21 protein-coding genes are annotated in these 19,796 nt (G+C 65.4%); 7 read left to right on the top strand and 14 right to left on the bottom strand.

Annotation, left to right across the window (positions count from 1 at the left end; translation table 11 throughout):
* Nucleotides 1–15: 15 nt before the first annotated feature.
* From E1B25_RS06020 to trpS, 6 genes are all read right to left on the bottom strand, one after another.
* On the bottom strand, nucleotides 16–450 hold the full coding sequence (locus tag E1B25_RS06020) for a GNAT family N-acetyltransferase (RefSeq protein ID WP_245510623.1): 435 nt from the start codon (nucleotides 448–450) through the stop codon (nucleotides 16–18).
* Nucleotides 450–1,097, bottom strand: coding sequence for a tRNA (adenosine(37)-N6)-threonylcarbamoyltransferase complex dimerization subunit type 1 TsaB (gene tsaB, locus E1B25_RS06015; RefSeq protein WP_132827860.1), 648 nt, complete (start codon nucleotides 1,095–1,097; stop codon nucleotides 450–452). The genes E1B25_RS06020 and tsaB overlap by 1 nt, the downstream gene beginning before the upstream one ends.
* 20 nt (nucleotides 1,098–1,117) lie before the next feature.
* The gene (locus E1B25_RS06010) at nucleotides 1,118–1,681 is read right to left on the bottom strand and encodes a NifU family protein (RefSeq protein ID WP_132827859.1); all 564 of its coding nucleotides are present in this window, start codon (nucleotides 1,679–1,681) and stop codon (nucleotides 1,118–1,120) included.
* A 122-nt stretch (nucleotides 1,682–1,803) separates the two neighbouring features.
* Nucleotides 1,804–2,259 carry a universal stress protein gene (locus E1B25_RS06005; RefSeq protein ID WP_132827858.1) on the bottom strand — a complete coding sequence of 152 codons (456 nt, stop codon included), beginning with the start codon at nucleotides 2,257–2,259 and terminating at the stop codon, nucleotides 1,804–1,806.
* A 68-nt stretch (nucleotides 2,260–2,327) separates the two neighbouring features.
* Entirely contained in the window at nucleotides 2,328–3,191 is an 864-nt protein-coding gene (locus tag E1B25_RS06000) for a branched-chain amino acid aminotransferase (RefSeq protein WP_132827857.1), read from the bottom strand.
* A 182-nt stretch (nucleotides 3,192–3,373) separates the two neighbouring features.
* The gene (trpS, locus tag E1B25_RS05995) at nucleotides 3,374–4,402 is read right to left on the bottom strand and encodes a tryptophan--tRNA ligase (protein ID WP_132827856.1); all 1,029 of its coding nucleotides are present in this window, start codon (nucleotides 4,400–4,402) and stop codon (nucleotides 3,374–3,376) included.
* A 101-nt stretch (nucleotides 4,403–4,503) separates the two neighbouring features.
* Here trpS and E1B25_RS05990 point away from each other — a divergent pair, with 101 nt between their 5' ends.
* Entirely contained in the window at nucleotides 4,504–5,190 is a 687-nt protein-coding gene (locus E1B25_RS05990) for a rhomboid family intramembrane serine protease (RefSeq protein WP_132827855.1), read from the top strand.
* A 107-nt stretch (nucleotides 5,191–5,297) separates the two neighbouring features.
* Here E1B25_RS05990 and E1B25_RS05985 read toward each other — a convergent pair whose 3' ends face one another.
* From E1B25_RS05985 to E1B25_RS05970, 4 genes are all read right to left on the bottom strand, one after another.
* Nucleotides 5,298–5,489, bottom strand: coding sequence for a YgaP family membrane protein (locus tag E1B25_RS05985; protein ID WP_132827854.1), 192 nt, complete (start codon nucleotides 5,487–5,489; stop codon nucleotides 5,298–5,300).
* A gap of 99 nt (nucleotides 5,490–5,588) precedes the next feature.
* On the bottom strand, nucleotides 5,589–7,133 hold the full coding sequence (murJ, locus tag E1B25_RS05980) for a murein biosynthesis integral membrane protein MurJ (RefSeq protein WP_132827853.1): 1,545 nt from the start codon (nucleotides 7,131–7,133) through the stop codon (nucleotides 5,589–5,591).
* A gap of 99 nt (nucleotides 7,134–7,232) precedes the next feature.
* Entirely contained in the window at nucleotides 7,233–10,076 is a 2,844-nt protein-coding gene (locus tag E1B25_RS05975) for a [protein-PII] uridylyltransferase (protein ID WP_132827852.1), read from the bottom strand.
* Nucleotides 10,036–11,214 (bottom strand): penicillin-binding protein activator, encoded by a 1,179-nt coding sequence (locus E1B25_RS05970; RefSeq protein ID WP_132827851.1) that lies wholly within the window; start codon nucleotides 11,212–11,214, stop codon nucleotides 10,036–10,038. Before E1B25_RS05970 ends, E1B25_RS05975 begins: the two co-directional genes overlap by 41 nt.
* Nucleotides 11,215–11,298: 84 nt before the next feature.
* Here E1B25_RS05970 and rsmI point away from each other — a divergent pair, with 84 nt between their 5' ends.
* From rsmI to E1B25_RS05950, 4 genes are all read left to right on the top strand, one after another.
* A complete protein-coding gene (rsmI, locus tag E1B25_RS05965; RefSeq protein ID WP_132827850.1) occupies nucleotides 11,299–12,156 on the top strand; it encodes a 16S rRNA (cytidine(1402)-2'-O)-methyltransferase in 858 nt (285 codons plus the stop codon).
* 4 nt (nucleotides 12,157–12,160) lie between these two features.
* Entirely contained in the window at nucleotides 12,161–12,553 is a 393-nt protein-coding gene (locus E1B25_RS05960; RefSeq protein ID WP_132827849.1) for a YraN family protein, read from the top strand.
* Nucleotides 12,554–12,623: 70 nt separating this feature from the next.
* Entirely contained in the window at nucleotides 12,624–13,559 is a 936-nt protein-coding gene (gene gshB, locus E1B25_RS05955; protein ID WP_132827848.1) for a glutathione synthase, read from the top strand.
* Complete coding sequence (locus E1B25_RS05950; protein WP_132827847.1) at nucleotides 13,556–14,464, top strand: alpha/beta hydrolase fold domain-containing protein; 909 nt, start codon at nucleotides 13,556–13,558, stop codon at nucleotides 14,462–14,464. Before gshB ends, E1B25_RS05950 begins: the two co-directional genes overlap by 4 nt.
* Here E1B25_RS05950 and E1B25_RS05945 read toward each other — a convergent pair.
* From E1B25_RS05945 to cobU, 4 genes are all read right to left on the bottom strand, one after another.
* Nucleotides 14,430–15,944, bottom strand: coding sequence for a YifB family Mg chelatase-like AAA ATPase (locus E1B25_RS05945; RefSeq protein ID WP_132828112.1), 1,515 nt, complete (start codon nucleotides 15,942–15,944; stop codon nucleotides 14,430–14,432). The two genes, E1B25_RS05950 and E1B25_RS05945, sit on opposite strands and share 35 nt — an antisense overlap.
* A gap of 127 nt (nucleotides 15,945–16,071) precedes the next feature.
* The gene (locus E1B25_RS05940; protein WP_132827846.1) at nucleotides 16,072–16,773 is read right to left on the bottom strand and encodes a glutathione S-transferase; all 702 of its coding nucleotides are present in this window, start codon (nucleotides 16,771–16,773) and stop codon (nucleotides 16,072–16,074) included.
* A 58-nt stretch (nucleotides 16,774–16,831) separates the two neighbouring features.
* Complete coding sequence (locus tag E1B25_RS05935) at nucleotides 16,832–17,410, bottom strand: histidine phosphatase family protein (protein WP_132827845.1); 579 nt, start codon at nucleotides 17,408–17,410, stop codon at nucleotides 16,832–16,834.
* The gene (cobU, locus tag E1B25_RS05930) at nucleotides 17,407–17,928 is read right to left on the bottom strand and encodes a bifunctional adenosylcobinamide kinase/adenosylcobinamide-phosphate guanylyltransferase (protein ID WP_132827844.1); all 522 of its coding nucleotides are present in this window, start codon (nucleotides 17,926–17,928) and stop codon (nucleotides 17,407–17,409) included. The genes E1B25_RS05935 and cobU overlap by 4 nt, the downstream gene beginning before the upstream one ends.
* A 97-nt stretch (nucleotides 17,929–18,025) precedes the next feature.
* Here cobU and E1B25_RS05925 point away from each other — a divergent pair, with 97 nt between their 5' ends.
* A complete protein-coding gene (locus E1B25_RS05925) occupies nucleotides 18,026–18,904 on the top strand; it encodes an RNA polymerase factor sigma-32 (RefSeq protein WP_132827843.1) in 879 nt (292 codons plus the stop codon).
* Nucleotides 18,901–19,719: a ChaN family lipoprotein gene (locus tag E1B25_RS05920; protein ID WP_132827842.1), complete on the top strand. Its 819-nt coding sequence runs from the start codon at nucleotides 18,901–18,903 to the stop codon at nucleotides 19,717–19,719. Before E1B25_RS05925 ends, E1B25_RS05920 begins: the two co-directional genes overlap by 4 nt.
* The last annotated feature ends 77 nt before the right edge of the window (nucleotides 19,720–19,796 follow it).

Below are 19,796 nucleotides of genomic sequence, written 5' to 3'. Positions count from 1 at the left end.
TTTCCGACGCTGACCTCAGGGAAGTGGGCGCGACATGACCACGGCATCGGCAGCTTCGGCCCCGGTGCGGGGGTAATATCCGCGACGCAAGCCGCTGCGATGAAACCCCATCGTCTCGTAAAGCGAGAGCGCGGCGGGGTTGTCATGCGCCACCTCAAGAAAGGCCCGCGTTGCGCCGCGCGTGGCCGCCTCGGCTATCCATGCCGCCATGCAGATCCGCGCGCGACCTTGGCGGCGCTGGGCGGGGGCGGTGGCGATGGTCAAAAGTTCGGCCTCATCGGCGATCACCCGGACCAGCGCGAAACAGGCGGCGTCCCCGGTGGCAAAGCAGCCGGGTAGTTGGATCAGGGCGGAAAATTCATCCGCCCGCCACGGGCGCGATTGGGTAAAGGCCGCCGCATGGGTGGCAGCCATATCCTCGGGCGTAAGGGCGGATGTCGCTGTGGGCATCAGTCCAGCAGGACCGGCGGTGCCTCGCGCGAGGGGGCGGCGTCGGCAGAGCGGATATACAGCGGTTTCGGCAGCGGCGCGTCGGGGCGGACACGGCGGCTGGCGGCGCGGGCAATGGCCTCGACCATCGGATAAACCGGGGGCAGGGCGCGCCCGCCGGTCAGATGCGCCAACGCCTCGGCCTCGGCCCCGATTACGGACAGACCGCTGTGCAGCAGGGGCGCAGGGATCTCACCCGGTTGCACCGGCCCCAAGGGCGTGGCATCGGGCGGGCCGAGATAGACCGCGCCACGAGGGGCAGAGACGGTGGTCAGGACCGGTTCGGCGGTGCCTTCGCGCAGCGCATCGAAGCAGGAGACGCCGATCGCCGGAACCTTCAGCCCCAGCGCCAACCCACGCGCGGCAGAGACGGCGATGCGGATGCCGGTGAAATTGCCCGGACCGACGCCGACGGCAATGGCGGCAAGATCACCCCATGTCACACCGGCCCCGGCCAGCAGCTCTTCCAGCAAGGGAAACAGCCGTTCGGCCTGACCCCGGCCCATATCCTCGCCGCAACTCGCCAGAATTTGGTTGCCCGACAGCAAGGCGGCCGCGCAATGCGCGGCCGAGGTGTCAAAGGACAGGATCAGGGGAACGTGTGTCATGCCGCTGGCCTGTCTGCGGATCAGACCGAGACCGGGCGCACCTCGATCACTTCGGGAATGTAGTGGCGCAACAGGTTTTCGATGCCCATCTTCAGGGTCAGCGTGGACGAGGGACAGCCCGCGCAGGCACCCTGCATATGCAGATAGACCACGCCGCGCTCAAACCCGTGGAAGGTGATGTCGCCGCCGTCCTGTGCCACGGCGGGGCGCACGCGACTGTCCAACAGCTCCTTGATCTGGCCGACGATCTCGGAATCCTCGCCGCTGAAGTCGGCATGGCCCGAGGCCGGGTCGTCCGCGCCTTCCATCACTGGGGCACCGGACTGGTAATGCTCCATCACCGCACCCAGAATCGCGGGTTTGATGTGGTCCCATTCGACGCTGTCGGCCTTGGTGACGGTGACGAAATCATTGCCGAAGAACACGTCGGTGACGCCATCGACGGCAAAGATGCGGGTGGCCAGCGGGGAATTCGCGGCGGCCTCGGCCGAGGCAAAATCGGCGGTGCCGGCCTCCAGCACGGTCTGGCCGGGCAGGAATTTCAGTGTCGCCGGGTTCGGGGTCGATTCGGTCTGGATGAACATCTGACATGCACCTTTGCTGGGTTGTCCCTTATATGCGTCTGCGACCGCGATACGTCAAGGTTTGGAACGGTTCTAAGACGGTTGAGAGGCCGGCATTCCCGAAAGATCCGGGGGAGGGGGCGTCAGGTGATCGCCTCAAGCTTTTCCTTGCTCAGGTCGCCGGGCACGATGGTGATCGGGATCGGCAGGCTGCCGGCGGATTTGCTCATCTGGGTGACCAAGGGCCCCGGCCCCTTGCGTCCGGTGCCCGCGCCCAGCACCAGAATTCCGATGCTGGGGTCTTCCTGCACCTGCGCGATGATCTCTTCGACCGACTGGCCTTCCCGGATCACCAGTTCGGGGTCGACCCCCTGCTTGTCGCGCATCCACTTGGCGAAGACCTCGAAATGGGCGTGGATGCGGTCCCGCGCCTCTTCGCGCATGACCTCGCCGACGCCGATCCAGTGGTTGAATTCCTCCGGCGGGATCACCGAAAGAATCATCACGCCCGCCCCGGTATGGGCGGCGCGCATGGCGGCAAAACGCATGGCGTTCAGACATTCGCGGCTGTCGTCCAGAACGACCAGAAATTTGCGCATACAGGGTCTCTCCTCGGCGCGGATGATGCCCGATGCCGATATGTCAGGCAAGCGCGGCGACTCTTGGCCTATCGGGTCGAGGCGGCCCAGTCCCAGTACATCTCGCGTACGCGCCGGGTTACCGGACCCATCTGGTAGCGGTTTTCTTCAAAGGCGGTCACCGGGGTCACCTTGCTGAAATTGCCCGAGAGAAAGATCTCGTCGGCCTCTTCGAAATCCTTGAAGGTCAGCACGGTCTCATGCACCGTCATGCCCTCGGCGCGCATGTTCTTCATGTGCCGCGAGCGGGTGATGCCAGCCAGGAAGGTGCCGTTGGAAATCGGCGTGAACACCTCGCCATCCTTGACCATGAAGACGTTGGCGGTGGCGGTCTCGGCGACGTTGCCAGTGGCATCGGCGACCAGCGCATTGGCAAAGCCTTTGGAGCGCGCCTCGACCAGCATCCGGGCGTTGTTGGGATAAAGACAGCCGGCCTTGGCGTTGCAGATCGCGTTTTCCAGAACCGGGCGGCGGAATCGGGTGCGGGTCAGGGTGGTGCCGGCCTCGGGCGCGGGCATCGGGATTTCTTCCAGACACAAGGCAAATCCGGTCTCGTCAGCCTTGGGGACCAGCGCAGACTCATCGCCGTTGATGCCCCAGTACATCGGCCGGATATAGACCGCCGAGTCGGGGCCATAGGCCTTGAGCCCCTCTTTCGCGATCTCCACCATTTCCTCGTCGCCGATCGTGGGCTTGAGCATCATTGCCTTGGCCGAGCGGTTGATGCGGGCGCAGTGCAGATCAAGGTCCGGGGTCATCCCCTCGAACAGGCGCGCCCCGTCGAAGACCCCCGAACCGAGCCAAGCGCCGTGATCGGCCGCGCTGATGATCGGGGTGTCGCCGTTGTGCCAAGTGCCATTGAAATAGGTGCGGATGTTTGTGCCGGTGGCCATGTCGTTCTCCTAGTCTGCCGGCGGACACTAAGAACAAGACGGGGGAAGGTCTAGAGCCCTGATGTCGCGGGGCGGTCGGCGGCACGGGCGCGCGCAAAAGGGGAGAGGGGGCCGGTACAGAAAACGGCCCGGAACGTAAAAGACGTCCGGGCCGTGTCATTCGGTCAGTAAAAGGGGGCGGATCAGATCTCGACCGGGCCGACCATGCCGACGATGTCATAGGTCTGGCGCAGGATCGGGGCGGTGATCGCGCGGGCCCGCTCGGCGCCACGGGTCAGGATGCGGTCGATCTCGTCCTGCTCGCCCATCAGGCGACTCATTTCCTTGGTGATCGGCGACAGCTTGGCGACGGCCAGATCGGCCAGCGCCGGTTTGAAGGTGGCAAAGTTCTGCCCGGCATGATCCGCGATCACCTGTTCCACCGTGGTGTCGGCCAGCGCGGCATAGATGTTGACGAGGTTGCGGGCATCGGGCCGGTCGTCCAGCGCATCGGTGTTGTCGGGTAGCGGCTCGGGGTCGGTCTTGGCCTTGCGGATCTTCTTGGCGATGGTGTCGGCATCGTCGGTCAGGTTGATCCGGCTGGCATCCGAGGGATCGGATTTCGACATCTTCTTGGTGCCGTCACGCAGGCTCATCACCCGGGTTGCGGCACCTTCGATCACCGGTTCGGTCAGCGGAAAGAAATCAACGCCATAGTCGTGGTTGAACTTGGCGGCGATGTCGCGGGTCAGTTCAAGGTGCTGTTTCTGATCCTCGCCCACCGGAACATGGGTGGCGTGATAGATCAGGATGTCAGCGGCCATCAGCGAGGGGTAGGCGAGCAACCCCAGCGAGACGTCCTGCGTGTTCTTGCCGGCCTTGTCCTTGAACTGGGTCATGCGCTGCATCCAGCCCATGCGCGCGACGCAGTTGAACACCCAGGCAAGCTGGGCGTGTTCGGGCACCTGGCTTTGGTTGATGAGGATGGATTTTTCCGGGTCGATGCCGGAGGCGATGAACCCGGCGCAAAGTTCGCGCGTGGCGCGGCGCAGATCGGCGGGATTTTGCCAGACGGTGATCGCGTGCAGATCGACCATGCAATAGATCGACTCGATGCCCTTGTTCTGCGCATCAGCGAACCGCTTGAGCGCGCCGAGATAATTGCCGAGGTGGAGGTTACCGGAGGGCTGGATCCCGGAAAACACCCGCGGCGTGAACGTAGTCTCGGTCATCGTGCGAACTCCCGTCTGGATAAATGGACCTGTGTCGCTTACCCATGCCCTCAGGTGCCGTCAACCGGCACCGGCAGTCAGGCAGGCAAGGAGACCGGATCATGGAGCAAGACCCGCATAATGGGGCGGTGAACCCGCTGCCCCCGGTGGTGGCGGCGTTGTTTCTGGTGATCATGGGGATCGAGGTTACGTTTTTCCTCGGGGCGCGCGGCATCATTGGCGGGCCCGCCGCGGTGGGCTGGCGGCTGTCCGCGATCCAGACCTATGCGTTCTCGGGCGAGATCTTTGATTGGATGTGGCGCAATGGAACATGGCCGATCGCGCATCTGCTGCGCTTTGTCTCTTATTCGTTCGTGCATACCTCGTTCACCCATGCGCTGTTCGTTGGTGTTTTCGTGCTGGCGATGGGCAAGATGGTGGCCGAGGTGTTCGGCAGTCTGGCGATGCTGGCGATCTTTCTGGTGTCGGCGATTGGTGGCGCGTTGATCTATGCGCTGCTGCTGAACGATCCGATGCCGCTGATCGGCGGGTTTCCCGCCGTCTACGGCTTGATCGGGGCGTTCACCTATATCCTGTGGCGGCGGCTTGGCGCGGTGGGGGCGAACCAGACGCGGGCGTTTTCGCTGATCGCGATGCTGATGGGCATTCAACTGGTGTTCGGGTTGATCTTTGGCGGCAGCCCCGACTGGGTTGCCGAGTTGGGCGGTTTCGCCACCGGCTTTACGCTGTCGATCTTCGTATCGCCCGGCGGCTGGGCGCGGATACGCGGGCGGATCCGGCACGATTGAGGCCGACCCCGCCCGGCGTTGCCGCCGGGCGGTCGGTTCAAACTGCGCGCTCAAACGCTGCGGTTGCAGGGCGCTTGGCGATGCAGTTCAGATCACTTTTTCGCAGATCACTTTTTCATCGGGCAGGTCTTGAGACCGAGGATCTGGTACAGCGGGCACCAGCCCAACAGCCCGGTTGCCAGCGGGATCAACCCGACCAGGCCCCACATGGTTTTGGGGCCGATAAAGATCAGCGACAGGAGGATCAGACCGACGATGATGCGCAGGGCGCGGTCCAGGGTACCTTCGTTATGGAGCATGACGCTTTCCTTTCGAGACTCAGCGATTGCAGCGAGGGATATTAGCGGATTTTCGCGCCGCTGTCCCATGTGACATCTTTGCGAAAGTCAGCCCCAGCTTCAGCCTTTGCGGCGCAGGGAGCGGGAGAAGTCCGAAAGCCGCACCGCGCCGATCACATGGGCGGTGGCGAAATAGACCACGATGCCCACCGTCACCAGCCCGAACAGCGCCAGATAGCGCAGCCCGCCGGTGTTGAGCGCCGTCTCCAGCGCCCGCGCCGTGGCCCAGAGCACGGCCCCCATCACGGCGGCGGCAAGGCAGATGCGCCAGATGCGGCTGCGAAAGCGGGCGTCGAAGCGGGCGACGTCGCCGAACTGTCGCCCGCCGCGCGCCAGCAGCAGCACCATCACCCAAGCCGCTGCGGTGGTGGCAATCGCGGGGGCGAGCCAGCCGAGAACGGGCGTGAGCCCGATGGCGGCGGCGGCATTCAACGCCATTGCCACCAGCGCATAGCGGAACGGTGTCGTGGTGTCTTCGCGGGCGAAGAACAGCGGTTGCAGGATCTTTTGCAGCACGAAGGCGGGCAGGCCGAGCCCATAGATCGCCACTGCCTGCGCGATGGCGGCGCTGTCGGTGGCGGTCGTCTCGCCGCGCTGGAATAGCACCGCAACCAGCGGCAGCGGGATCACCATCAGCGCCACGGCTGACGGAATGGTCAGCGCCAGCGACACCTCGCCAGCGCGGGAAAACGCGTGCCGCCCGCCGGTTTCGTCCTTGGCGGCCAGCCGACGCGACAGATCCGGCAGCAGCACCACGCCGATGGCGATGCCGACCACGCCAAGCGGCAGCTGATAGAGCCGGTCGGCGGCGTAGAGCCAGCCCACGGCACGATCAAAATAACTGGCCACCTGTTGACCGACCAACAGGTTCACCTGCACCACACCGCCTGCCAGCGCGGCAGGCACGGCGATGCGCACCAGTCGTGCCAGTTCGGGGGTCCAGCGCGGACGACGCGGGCGTAGCGCAAAGCCGGCCTTTGCCGAGGCCCACCAGACCAGCGCCAGCTGGGCCACGCCGGCCGCCGGGATCGCCCAGATCAGCGTGCGCGCCACGTCGCCGCCGAGCCAATGCGCCGCCGCCATGGCCGAGACCAGGATCACGTTCAACAGCACCGGCGCGGCGGCAGCGGCGGCGAACCGCCCCGTGGCGTTCAGGATGCCCGAGAACAGCGCCGCCAGTGAGATGAACAGCACATAGGGAAAGGCGATGCGGCCAAATTCGACCGACAGGTCGAACCGGGCCTGACCGCTGAACCCGCTGGCCATGGCAAAGATCATCCACGGCATCGCCAGCTGCGCCAGCAGCGTCAGCGCGATCAACACGCTGGCCAGCCCGCTCAACGCGTCCTCGGCAAAGCCTTGCGGATCTTGGTCGTTCTCGAATTTCTTCGAGAACATCGGCACGAAGGCCATGTTGAAGGCGCCTTCGGCAAAGAAGCGGCGGAACAGGTTGGGCAGCCGGAAGGCCACGACATAGGCCTCGTACAGCGGGCCGGTGCCCAGCAGGGCAAGGATCATCGCGTCACGCACAAAGCCCAGCACGCGGCTGGCCATTGTCCAGACGCCGACGGTAAAGAACCCGGCCATCAGGCGGATCGGTTTCATCCTGCACTCACACGGGCTGGGGTTGGCACGGGGCGTTCTTTCTGACTGTTTCCCGGCAGGCTTACCCGCTTTGCCCAGCGCGGAAAAGGGCCGCCGCGTCTAGGTTTCCGCGCGCTCGGCCCCTTCGGTGATGGCTTTGCGCAGCTTGGCCTCAAGCGATTTCTGCTTGGCCTTGGAGTGGTATTTCAGCCCGAACATGTCCTTGACGTAAAAGCTGTCCACCACCTGTTCGCCATAGGTCGCGATCACTGCGTTGGCGATATAGACATTGGCCGCAGCCATCGCGCGCGCCAGATCATACAGCAGCCCGGGGCGGTCGCGGGTGTCGACCTCGATGATGGTGTAGATCTCGGAGCCGTCATTGTCGAAGGTGATATGGGTCGGCACGTTGAAGGCTTTTTCGCGCTTGCGAATGCGGTCGCGCGATTTCAGCGCCTCGCCTGCCATCACCTCGCCCCGCAGCGTCTTGCGGATCATCTGGGTCAAGCGCGGCAGGCGATCGGCCTCGAACGGATGACCGTCGGAATCCTGAATCCAGAAGGCATCGGTGACATAGCCGTCCTTGGTCGTGTAGCTGCGCGCATCGACCACGTTCGCCCCGACCAGCGCCTGCGCGCCGGCGATGCGGGCAAAGATGCCGGGATGATCCACCATCACGAAACAGGCACGGGTAGCGTCGCGGTCTTCGTCGGGGTGCAGGCGGATCAGGATCTCGGACGGGTCGCCCTTTTGCTCCAGTTCGCGCAGCATCTCGGCGAAATCCACATGGGCGGTGAGGTGCAGCCCCTGCCAATAGGGTGGATAGTGGCGCGCGGTTTCGGTCTTGAGCACGGATTTCGGCCAGTCGGGCAGGGCGTCGCGCAGCGCCTTCTTGGCCTCGGCCCCCCGGTTTTCGCGGGTCAGATCCTCCATCCCGGTCTCAAGCGCACGGCGGGTCTGACGATAGAGCGCGCGGATCAGCGCCGCTTTCCAGTTGTTCCAGACGTTGGGGCCGACGCCGCGGATGTCGCACACGGTAACCACGGTCAAAAGATCCAGCTGTTTGACCGTCTTCACCGCCTTGGCGAAATCGCGCACCGTGCGCGGATCGGCGATATCGCGTTTCTGCGCCATGTCAGACATCAGCAAGTGATAGCGCACCAGCCAGGACACGGTTTCGGTTTCGCTTTTGCTCAGACCCAGCCGCGGCGCGACGTCGCGCGCGATCTTCGCGCCAAGGATCGAGTGATCCTCGGGCCGGCCCTTGGCGATGTCGTGCAGCAGCAGCGCCACATAAAGCACGCGACGGTTCACGCCCTGTTCAAGGATGTTCGACGCGATCGGAAGTGATTCGGTCAGCTCGTTGCGTTCGATTTTGGCAAGCTGGGCGATGCACTGGATGATATGCTCGTCCACCGTATAGCTGTGATACATGTTGAACTGCATCATCGCCACGATCGGTTCGAATTCCGGTAGGAAGGCGGCAAGCACGCCAAGCTCGTTCATCCGGCGCAGCGCGCGTTCCGGATTGCCATGTTTGAGCAGCAGGTCGAGAAAGATGCGCCGTGCCTCTTTGTCGGCGCGCATCTCGTCGTCGATCAGATGCAGATTGGCGGTGACCAGACGCATCGCGTCCGGGTGGATCAACATGCCGGTGCGCAGCCCCTCTTCGAACAGCCGCAGCAGGTTCACCTTGTCGGCGAGAAATGCCTCGGGGTCGGAAACGGCAAGGCGATTGTTGATCACCTGATAGCCCGCGCGCACCCGGGGGCGGCGGCGAAAGATCCGTTCCAGCAAGGGTTCGTTCTTGAGGTGGACCGCCTCAAGCTTGGTCAGAAAGATCCGGGTCAGATCGCCCACCGCCGTCGCTTCGCGGAAATAGCGCTGCATGAAGACTTCCACGCCGCGTCGCCCGGCCCGGTCGCGATAGCCCATGCGTTCGGCCACCTCGACCTGCAGATCAAAGGTCAGCTGTTCGGTCGGTCGTCCGGTGATCAGGTGCATATGGGAGCGCACCGCCCAGAGAAAATCCTCGGCCTCGACAAAGCGGTCGAACTCGTCGGGGTGAAACACGCCCAGAGGCACCAGCTCGGCGGTGTTCTGCACCCCGTGGATGTATTTGGCGATCCAGTACAGCGATTGCAGGTCGCGCAACCCGCCCTTGCCCTCTTTGACGTTGGGCTCCACCACATAGCGTTCGCCCTGTTTGCGATGGCGCGCTTCGCGTTCTGACAGTTTGGCTTCGATAAAGGCGCGGGCCCCGTCCGAGAACAACTCGCTCTTCAGCCGAGTGTTCAATTCCTTGGCAAGCGGCCCGTGGCCAGCGAGAAAGCGATGCTCCAGCAGGGCGGTGCGGATGGTGAAATCTTCGTGGCCCAACCGGATACAATCGCGGATCGTGCGGCTGGCATGGCCGACCTTCAGCTTGATGTCCCACAGGGTATAGAGCATGGATTCGATCACGCTCTCGGCCCAGGCGGTGATCTTGGACGGGGTCAGGAACAGCAGATCGACATCCGAAAACGGTGCCATTTCGCCCCGGCCATAGCCACCCACGGCGATCACCGCGATCTGTTCGGCTGTTGTCGGATTGGGCAGCGGGTGCAGATGGGCCGTCGCCAGATGCAACGCCGAGGTGACCAGCCCGTCGGTCAGGTAGGTATAGGAGCGTGTCAGCGGGCGCGCGGCAAAGGGCTGTTCCTCAAAGGCGGCGGCGATGGCTGCGCGCCCCTCCTCCTGCGCGGTGCGAAGAATGCGCACGGTTTCGGCCCGCATTTTCGCCGGATCCGTGGTGGCCGAGGCTGCAGCGTCGATCTGCACGCGCACGGAAACTGCGTCGAAAATGACGTTCTCATCGCAGATCAGCGGGCCGGACGGCGCCGGCAGGGCGCCAGCTTGGCGGCTGGCGGCACCCGGGGCCGGATCAGAATCCGGCGCCGGAGAAGCTTGACGGGGCAGGGTCAATCACAACCACCTGTTTGTTCTGGATCGTGGCCACTGCGAGGCCGCGTTCGTTGCTGCCGTTGGGACGCAGGCGGAAGATGCCGCTGACGCCCTTGAAACCGGCATTCTGGGTCAGGGCGGCGCCAGTCAGCGCGTCGGATTTCCCGGCGCCCACCAGTGCGCCGATGGCGGCGATACCGTCATAGGCCAGACCGCCGATCGGGTGCGGCGGGCCGCCATAGGTATGGGCATAGCGGTCGCGGAACTGCTGCGACAACACCGGGTCGGGCATCGCGAACCAGCCGCCCTGCACCCCCGGCAGCGCCAGCGTCTGCGACGGGATATCCCAGCGGGTCAGGCCGATGTACTGCGTCGTCACCGGGGACACGCCCGCCTCGGGGAGGAGTTGCGACAACAGCGGCAGCGCCCCGGCGGTGGTCGCGGTGAGAAAGACCGCGTCGGCGCTCTGGGTCTGAACCGCGTCGCGAATTGCGGGGATGGCGTTGATTACCCCTTGCTGCGACAGCTCATGGCCGACTGCGCCGACCTCTCGCGCGCCGGTTTCGGCCATGGCGGTGCGGATCGCATTGCGCCCGACCTGACCGGCCACGTCGGTGCCGTGCACGATCACGATATTGCCCTTGCCATGACGCACGGCATAGCCAGAGAGCCGCCGCGCGGTGTTCTCGAAGGTCGGGCCAAGCACAAAGACGTTGCCGCCGGCTATGGTGGGGTTGTTGGAGAAGGATAGCACGTTGATCTGGCGCCCCGCCACGGCATGACCGGCGGCGTTGGCGGTCTCGGCATAGACCGGACCAAGGATAAGCCGCGCGCCTTCGCTCACCGCTTGCGAAGCGACAGAGGCGGCGGTTGCGGCGTCGCCCCGGGTGTCGTAGACGCGCAAGTCGATCTGGACGTTCTGCAGATCGGCGATGGCGAGACGCGCCGCGTTCTCCAGACTTTGCGCCAGGATCGCGTCGCCTTCATGACCGGAGCCTTTAGGCACCAGCAGGGCGACGGGCACGGGTTTGGAGGTATTGATCGACGGCCCCCCGCCGCCGCCCACCATGGTGGTATCACAGGACGATAGCAGCGCGGCTGCGGTCAGGGCGAGAAGGGCAAGCGCCGCCTTGCGGGCGGTGGTGAAAACGGCAAACATAACGAAACGAACTCCCTGATCCGGCGGTATGGCTCCGCATGTCAATCGATCAGGATCATAAACGTCTGAAAGGTCGGGTCCAGCGTGAATCACCAAAAAGTCAGTTTGTCTCCGGGGCTGTATTTCCTGGCGACCCCGATCGGGACGGCGCGCGACATCACGTTGCGGGCGCTGGATATCCTGGCCTCGGCCGATGTGATCGCCGCCGAGGACACCCGCAGCCTGCGCCACTTGATGGAGATTCACGGCGTGCCGCTGGAGGGGCGCCGGATCGTTGCCTATCATGATCATAGCGGAGACGTCACGCGGGGGCGGCTGCTGGCGGCGCTGGGCGAGGGGCGCTCGGTCGCCTACGCCTCCGAGGCGGGGATGCCGCTGATCGCCGATCCCGGCTACGATCTGAGCCGCGCCGCCTCCGAGGCCGGATTTTTGGTGACCGTCGCGCCGGGGGCCTCGGCGGCGCTGGCGGCACTGACTCTGGGCGGGCTGCCCACCGATGCGTTCTTTTTCGCAGGGTTCCTGCCCAATGCCAGCCAGGCGCGGCGGACGCGGCTGGAGGCGTTGCGAGATATTCCCGGTACGCTGGTGTTTTACGAATCCCCCAAACGCGCGACCGCGAGTCTGGCTGACATGGCCGAGGTTCTGGGCGGCGAACGGCCCGCCGCGCTGTGCCGTGAACTGACCAAGAAATTCGAGGAGGTCCGCCGCGGCTCGCTGGCAGAGCTGGCAGAGCAGGCCGCCGAAGATCCACCGCGCGGCGAAATCGTGATTCTGGTGGATCGTGGGCATTTACCGACTGTTAGTGCTTCTGACATAGAAAATGACCTGCGCGCGGCGCTTGAAGACCACTCTGTTCGGGATGCCGCCGATTTCGTGGCCCGGATGCACGGGCAAAAGCGGCGCGAGGTCTATCAGTTGGCGCTGAAACTGGCGAAAAGGTGATGTCATGCAAGGCTTTGCGGCACGACGGGGGGCGGATCGGCGGGACCGGGGCCTGAGGGCCTATCTGTCGGGGGAGGCAGCGGAGGCGCGTATCGCGCAGGATTACGAGCGGCGCGGGTTTTCCGTCGCGCGGCGGCGCTGGCGCGGCAAGGGCGGTGAGATTGACCTGATCGTGCGACAGGGGGCCGACGTCATCTTTGTCGAGGTGAAATCGGCACGGGACTTTGCCACCGCCGCTGACCGGCTTGGCGCGCGGCAGATGAAACGGCTTTATACGGCGGCAAGCGAATTCCTTGAGGACGAACCCGCCGGCCAGTTGACCGGGGCGCGGTTTGATGTGGCGCTGGTGGACCGGCGCGGGGCCTTTGAGATCGTCGAGAACGCTTTCGGCGCCTGACCCCATTGATCCCTCTGGCGTGCTGGGCCATGTATCGATGGATCAAGCCGTCGGATACAGGGAACTGCCCATGAAAATCGCCTTTCAGATGGACCCGATCGGGGCCGTGGACATCAATGCTGACAGCACCTTTCGGCTGGCCGAAGAGGCGCAGGCGCGGGGCCATGAGCTGTTCTTCTACGGGCCGGACCAGCTTGCCTATCAGGAGGGGCGGATCACCGCGCGCGGCTGCGACATGACCGTGCAGCGGGTGCCAGGAGCGCCGGCCATTCTGGGCGAGGAGCGCGAGGTGGACTTGGCCGACTGGGATGTGGTCTGGCTGCGTCAGGACCCGCCGTTCGACATGCATTACATCACCGCGACCCATTTGCTGGACAGGTTGGCGCCGCAGACGCTGGTGGTGAATGATCCGTTCTGGGTGCGCAATTATCCCGAAAAGCTGCTGGTGCTGGATTTTCCCGAGCTTACGCCGCCGACCACTATCGCGCGCGATCTGCGCACGATTCGGGCGTTCAAGGAAAAGCATGGCGATATCATTCTCAAACCGCTTTATGGTAACGGCGGTGCCGGCGTGTTCCGGCTGGATGCGAACGACCGCAACCTCAGTTCGCTGCACGAACTTTTCACCGGCTTCAGCCGGGAGCCGTTGATCGCGCAGAAATTCCTGCCCGACGTCAGCAATGGCGACAAGCGGGTGATCCTGATTGATGGCGAACCGGTGGGCGCGATCAACCGGGTGCCGGCGGCGGGCGAGACGCGCTCGAACATGCATGTGGGCGGGCGGCCAGAGAAAATCGGGTTGAGCGCGCGCGATCTGGAGATCTGTGCTGCCATTGGCCCGCTGTTGAAGGAAAAGGGTCAGGTCTTCGTCGGGATCGACGTGATCGGCGATTATCTGACCGAGATCAACGTGACCTCGCCCACCGGCATTCAGGAGCTGGAGCGGTTCGACGGTATCAATGTGGCTGAAAAGATCTGGGAAGCGATCGAAGCCCGGCTGAGATGAGCTGGCAGCGAGGTGTCCTCAACCTGATCCTGCGGTTGACCGAAAAGCGTTACCTGGCCCGTGTCGTTGATCCTGATGCCCTGCGCGCCCGGTTTCACCGCCGGGCGCGGCTGTTTTTTCCGCCGCCTCGCGGGGTGCAGGTGACGGCTGTGCCGGGCGGTCTCTGGCTGGGCGGGGCGTCGGCGGCGTCGGGGGCGGGGCCGGTGATCCTCTATTTTCACGGCGGCGCCTTTGTCTTTGGCGCCCCGGAGACCCACAAGGGCTTGGCGGCGCGACTGGCGCAACTGGCGGGGTTGCCGGTTTTGATGCCGGTCTATCGCTTGGCCCCCGAGCACCCTTTTCCCGCCGCGCTGGAAGATGCCCGGGTGGCCTATGAGACGCTTTTGGCGCGGGGGGTAGCGCCGGGGCAGATCGTGCTTGGCGGGGACAGCGCCGGTGGTGGCTTGGCGCTGGCGTTGCTGGGCGATCTCTGCGCGCGGGGGGCGGATCGGCCGGCGGGATGCTTTGCCTTTTCCCCGCTGAGCGATCTTACCTTTTCGGGGGCCAGTCTTCAGGCCAATGTCGCCTGCGACGTGATGCTGCCGGCAGAGCGGACGCAGGATATGGCACAGATGTATCTGCAAGGGGCCGATCCGCGCGATTCGCGGGCCTCGCCGTTGTTTGCCGGGTTTGCCGGGGCCGGGCCGGTCTGGCTGACCGTGGGGCGGACTGAGATCATGCTTGACGACACGCGACGCATGGCGGCGCATCTGCGCGGGCAGGGGGTCACGGTGGCCGAGGTCATCGCCGGTGATCTGCCGCATGTCTGGCCCTTTTTCTGGCGCTATTTGCCAGAGGGGGAGGCGACGCTGCGTGCCTTGGCGGGTTGGATCAGGCAGAGAGTTGCGCCGTCAGCCGGAAGCTGAGCGCCTCGGCCAGATGCGGGCGGCGGACGTCCTGCGCGCCGTCGAGATCGGCGATGGTGCGCGCCACCCGCAGGATGCGGTGATAGCCGCGCGCCGAAAGGCCGAACCGTTCGGCGGCCTTGGTAAGCAGGGCGCGCCCCTCGGCATCGGGGGCTGCGATCTGGTCCAGCACCCCGCCTTCGGCATCGGCATTCTGGCGCAGGCCGGGAAGATCGGCAAACCGCCTTGCCTGCACCGTTCGCGCCGCCGCGACCCGCGCCGCGACTGTTTCGGATGTTTCGCCATTGGCGGGCAGGTCGAGATCGGTGAAGGCGACCGGGGGCACCTCGACCCGCAGGTCAAAGCGGTCCATCAGTGGCCCGGAGATACGCCCGAGATAATCGGCGCCGCATTGCGGCACCCGGGCACAGGCGCGGGCGGGATCGGAGAGATAGCCGCATTTGCAGGGGTTGGCGGCGGCCACCAGCAAAAAACGGCAGGGATAGGTCACATGGGCGTTGGCGCGGGCCACCATCACCTCGCCCGCCTCGATCGGTTGGCGCAGGGTTTCCAGCACGGTGCGCGAAAATTCGGGGAATTCGTCCATGAACAATACGCCGTTATGCGCCAAGCTGATTTCGCCCGGTCGGGCGCGGCGACCCCCACCGACGATGGCGGCCATCGAGGCGGTGTGATGCGGTTCGCGAAACGGGCGGGTGCGGCTGATCCCGCCCTCTTCCAACACGCCGCAAAGCGATTGGATCATCGAGGTTTCCAGCGCCTCGGGCGCGGTGAGGGGCGGCAGCACCCCCGGCAAGCGGGCCGCCAGCATGGATTTTCCGGATCCGGGCGTGCCGACCAGCATCAGGTGGTGACGCCCGGCGGCGGCGATTTCCAGCGCGCGTTTGGCCCGTTCCTGGCCTTTGACGTCGCGCAGGTCTCGGTTGGTCGGGGCCTGTTGCACTTCGCCCGGTTCAGCCGGGGGGATCGCGGCCTGACCGGTGGCGTGGCGGATGACCGCGCCCAGACTTTCAGCGCCGATCACCTGGCAATCGCCGACCCAGGCGGCCTCGGCGCCGCAGGCGGCGGGGCAGAGCAGGCTACGCCCCTCTTGCGCGGCAGTCATGGCGGCGGGCAGGGCTCCGGGCACCGCGATCAGCGTGCCGTCAAGCGAAAGCTCGCCCAGGGCCACGGCGGTTTCGGCCATGTCGTCGGGGATAATCCCGAGCGCGGCGAGCAGCGCCACCGCGATCGGTAGATCAAAATGGCTGCCCTCCTTGGGCAGGTCGGCGGGCGACAGGTTGACGGTGATCCGCTTGGCCGGCAGCGCGATGGCCAGTGCGCTGAGCGCGCTACGCACCCGGTCGCGGGCCTCGGAGACCGCCTTGTCGGGCAGGCCGACGATGGCAAAGGCGGGCAGTCCGGCGGCGACGGCGCATTGCACCTCGACCAGCCGGGCCTCGACCCCTTGAAAGGCGACGGTATAGGCGCGTGAGACGATGGGTCCGGTCCCCGTGTGAGGAAGCATGTGTGACCATCGCTAGCGGGCGTGTGGTTGAGAAAGGGTTAACGGCGCCGCAAGGGGCACCGTTGGATTTGAGTATTTGGGCGAAGAAGAAGCGGCGGGGTCAGTCCGCAATCGGCCATGCGGTTGCGGGCAAGTCGCAGGCATAGGGTTCGGGGTCATATGTGACCTCTCGCGCCTGTTGGCGCCATTCGCGCACCGCCGGATCAGACAGCAGCGCCGTGGCGTAGGCGCGCGCGGCGTCGCTGATCGGCAGGTCATAGCCGACAAGCCGGGCCGCGACCGGGGTATAGAACACATCCGCGAGGCTGTAGGCGCCAAAGAGCCAGCCCCCGGTTTGGCCAGAGACGGTTTGGCCCGAGATGGCGCGGGCATGGGTCCAGATTGTGTCCAGCCGGGCCAGATCCTCCACAACCGCCGCAGTGGGGGCAAAGCCTTGATATTGGCGCTGAAGCTGCATCGGGCAGACGGCCCGCAGGGCGGCAAAGCCGGTGGCCATCTCGGCGCAGAGCCAGCGCGCGGTGGCGCGGGCGGCGGGATCGGCGGGCCAGAGCCCCGCCTGCGGGTGACGTTCGGCCAAGGTTTCGGCCATGGCGAGGGTTTCGCCCACAATGGTCCCGTCTGGTGTGCGCAGCACCGGAACAAGGCGCGCGGGGGCCAGCGGTGCGAGGTCGGTTGCCATGGTGCCCGAGTAGAGGCCGACCATATGGGGGCGGTAGGGGAGGCCGAATTTCTCGAGCATCAACCAACCGCGCAGGGACCAGCTTGAATACATCCGGTCGCCGAGGAAAAGATCGTATGTCATGGGCAAAGCTTAGGCCGGGTCGGGCCGGGCACAAAATGATGATTTGTGCGCCGGCGCGTCACGCAAGGTGATTGATCCGCCCGACCTGCCAGCCCTCGGTGGTGCGGGTGATCTCGGTCACCGAGAGGTTGTCGATGCGGTGCCCGAAGGCCTGTTCGGCATCGAGCGCGAGCGCGCGTTGGACCTGGGTCAGGATCACGCCGAAATGGGCCACCACGATCAGATCGCCGTCCGCGTGCTGGGCGATCAGCGCGTCAATGGCGGCATCCACACGGGTGCGGACCTCGTTCCAGCTTTCGCCATCGGGGGGGCGGGTATCGCCCGGAGTTTGCCAATAGGCGCGGGCGAGATCGGGATCTTCGGCCTCGATCTCGCGGTAGCTGCGCAGCTCCCATTGGCCGAAATTGATTTCGCGCAGGGCGCGGTGGTGGGGCAGGCGGTGGCGGGGGCCCTGAATGGCGTCCGCCGTTGCTGTGGCGCGGGACAGATCAGAGGAGATGACCGCCGCCGTTTCCGGCAGATGCGCCGCGAGTCGCGCCAGCGCGGCATGGTCGGACAGATCGGCGGGCAGGTCGGACCAGCCGACCATGGCCTTGGCGTGGGTCGGGCCGTGTCGGACCAGATGCAGCCGGGTCATGGCAGTTTCCCCTTCAGCACATTGGGCAGCCCGGCGACCACCTGCACCACCAGATCGGCCCGTGCGGCGAGCGCGATGTTGAGCCGGCCCTGCGCCTCGCGAAAGCGGCGTGACAGCGCATCGGCGGGCACGATGCCCTGACCCACCTCGTTCGAGACGACGATCACCGCTGCCGGGCAGTCCGAGAGCGCCCGTAGCAGTCGTGACTGCGCCGCGTCGAGATCGCTTTCGGCCATCATGTGGTTGCTGAGCCAGAAGGTCGCGCAATCGAGCAGGCAGATCGCCCCTGTCGGAAGGGCCTCTAGCACCGGCGCAAGCTCAAGCGGGGCCTCATGCGTCGTCCAATCGGTGCCACGGCGGGCGCGATGAATGTCGACCTTTTGGCGCATCTCGTGATCAAAAGGTTGTGATGTGGCCAAGTAGTGCAGCGGTTTTCCCGAGGTCCGGGCGAGGATCTCGGCAAATTCGGATTTGCCTGAAGCGGCTCCTCCGAGTATAAATGTAAGTCCCGAAGACATGTTTTGCCTTTTTGTGATCCGCTCAAGTCCGGCCTGCGTAGCACGTATGGAGTGTCAGACAAGATGCGGCACTGTCGAGGCGGATGGAGGGGGAAATATGGCACAGCGTTGGACGGATGACATGTCGCTGTCGCGGCGGGCGATGAAGGCGGAGTTTCTGGATGCAGAGACTGAGCTGAAACTGGCCTATGCTTGGCGTGATGAGCGCGACGAGGCGGCGTTGCACCGGCTGATCACCGCCTATATGCGGCTGGCGATCTCGATGGCGGCCAAGTTTCGCCGCTATGGCGCGCCGATGAACGATCTGATTCAAGAGGCCGGACTGGGCCTGATGAAGGCGGCCGAAAAATTCGATCCTGATCGCGGCGTGCGGTTCTCGACCTATGCGGTGTGGTGGATCAAGGCCAGCGTTCAGGATTACGTAATGCGCAACTGGTCCATGGTGCGCACCGGCAGCACCAGCAGCCAGAAATCGCTGTTCTTCAACATGCGCCGGGTGCAGGCCAAGCTGGAGCGCGAGGCGGCGACGCAGGGCGAGGTGCTGGACCGCCACCAGTTGCATCAGATGATCGCGACTGAGGTCGGCGTGCCATTGCGGGATGTGGAGATGATGGAGGGGCGGCTCGCCGGGTCGGACTTTTCGCTCAATGCGGTGCAGTCCGCCGACGAGGACGGGCGGGAATGGATCGACACGCTGGAGGATGACAGCGCCCAGAGCGCCGAACTTGTCGAGGACAGACATGATACCGCCCGGCTGCGCGACTGGCTGGTCGTGGCGCTGCAGGCGCTCAATGCGCGCGAACGGCTGATCGTGCGCGAACGCAAGCTGCGCGAAGACCCGCGCACCTTGGAAAGCCTTGGGAATGAACTGGGCCTGTCAAAGGAACGGGTGCGACAACTGGAGGTGGTGGCCTTCCAGAAGATGCGCAAGACCCTTGAAGCCCAGTCGCGCGAGGTGCAACACTTTCTCGTATGATAAGATTTCTGATTGTTCTGAGCCTGACGGTCATGGCAAGGGCGGCCCCCGTCGGGGCCGTCGCGGTGCCGGACGACGTGCTTGCGGTGATGGCGCGCGCCGACGTGGTGTTCTTGGGCGAGATCCATGACAACCCGGCGCATCACCGGGTGCAGGCGGCGGCGGTGGCGGCTTTGGCGCCGCGCGCGGTGGTCTGGGAAATGCTCACCGCCGAGCAGGCAGCGGGGCTGGATGCGGCGGTGATCGGTGATCCGCTGGCGTTGGAGGCGGCGACCGGTTGGGCCAGTTCTGGCTGGCCTCCGTTGGCGCAGTATCTGCCGGTGTTTCAGGCCGCCGCCGGGGCGGTGCACTATGGTGCGTTGGTGCCGCGCAGCGCCGCGCGCGCGGTGATGGAAACCGGCGCAGCAACGGCCTTTGGCGAGGGTGCGGCGCGGTACGGGCTGGGCGCGCCGTTGCCACAGGCGGAACAGGCCGCGCGCGAGGCCGATCAGATGGAAAACCATTGCAACGCCCTGCCCGAAAAGATCCTGCCGGACATGGTCGACATCCAGCGCCTGCGCGATGCGGTGCTGGCCCGCACGGCATTGCGCGCGCTGAACGAGACCGGCGGGCCGGTCGCGGTGATCACCGGCAACGGCCATGCCCGTGCGGATCGTGGTGCGCCGGTCTATCTGCGCCGCGCCGCGCCGGATGTTGCGCTGTTTACGCTTGGACAGTCTGAGGCGGGGCAGGTTTCGGGAGAGTTCGACGCGGTGCTGGATGGCCCCGCGACCGAGCGCCCCGATCCCTGCGCCGCCTTCTCCAAGGGCGGCTGAGCGGCGCATTCTCCTCTGGCGGATCAGCGCGCGCTTGCCTAGGCTTGGGCGCGGCCGGAGGGGCCGGCGCAACACGG

The sequence above is a fragment of the Antarcticimicrobium sediminis genome, assembly GCF_004348975.1.
Classification (GTDB): domain Bacteria; phylum Pseudomonadota; class Alphaproteobacteria; order Rhodobacterales; family Rhodobacteraceae; genus Antarcticimicrobium; species Antarcticimicrobium sediminis.
The sequence above is the reverse complement of the archived record's forward strand: the minus strand, read 5'-3'. Positions and strand labels throughout refer to the sequence as shown.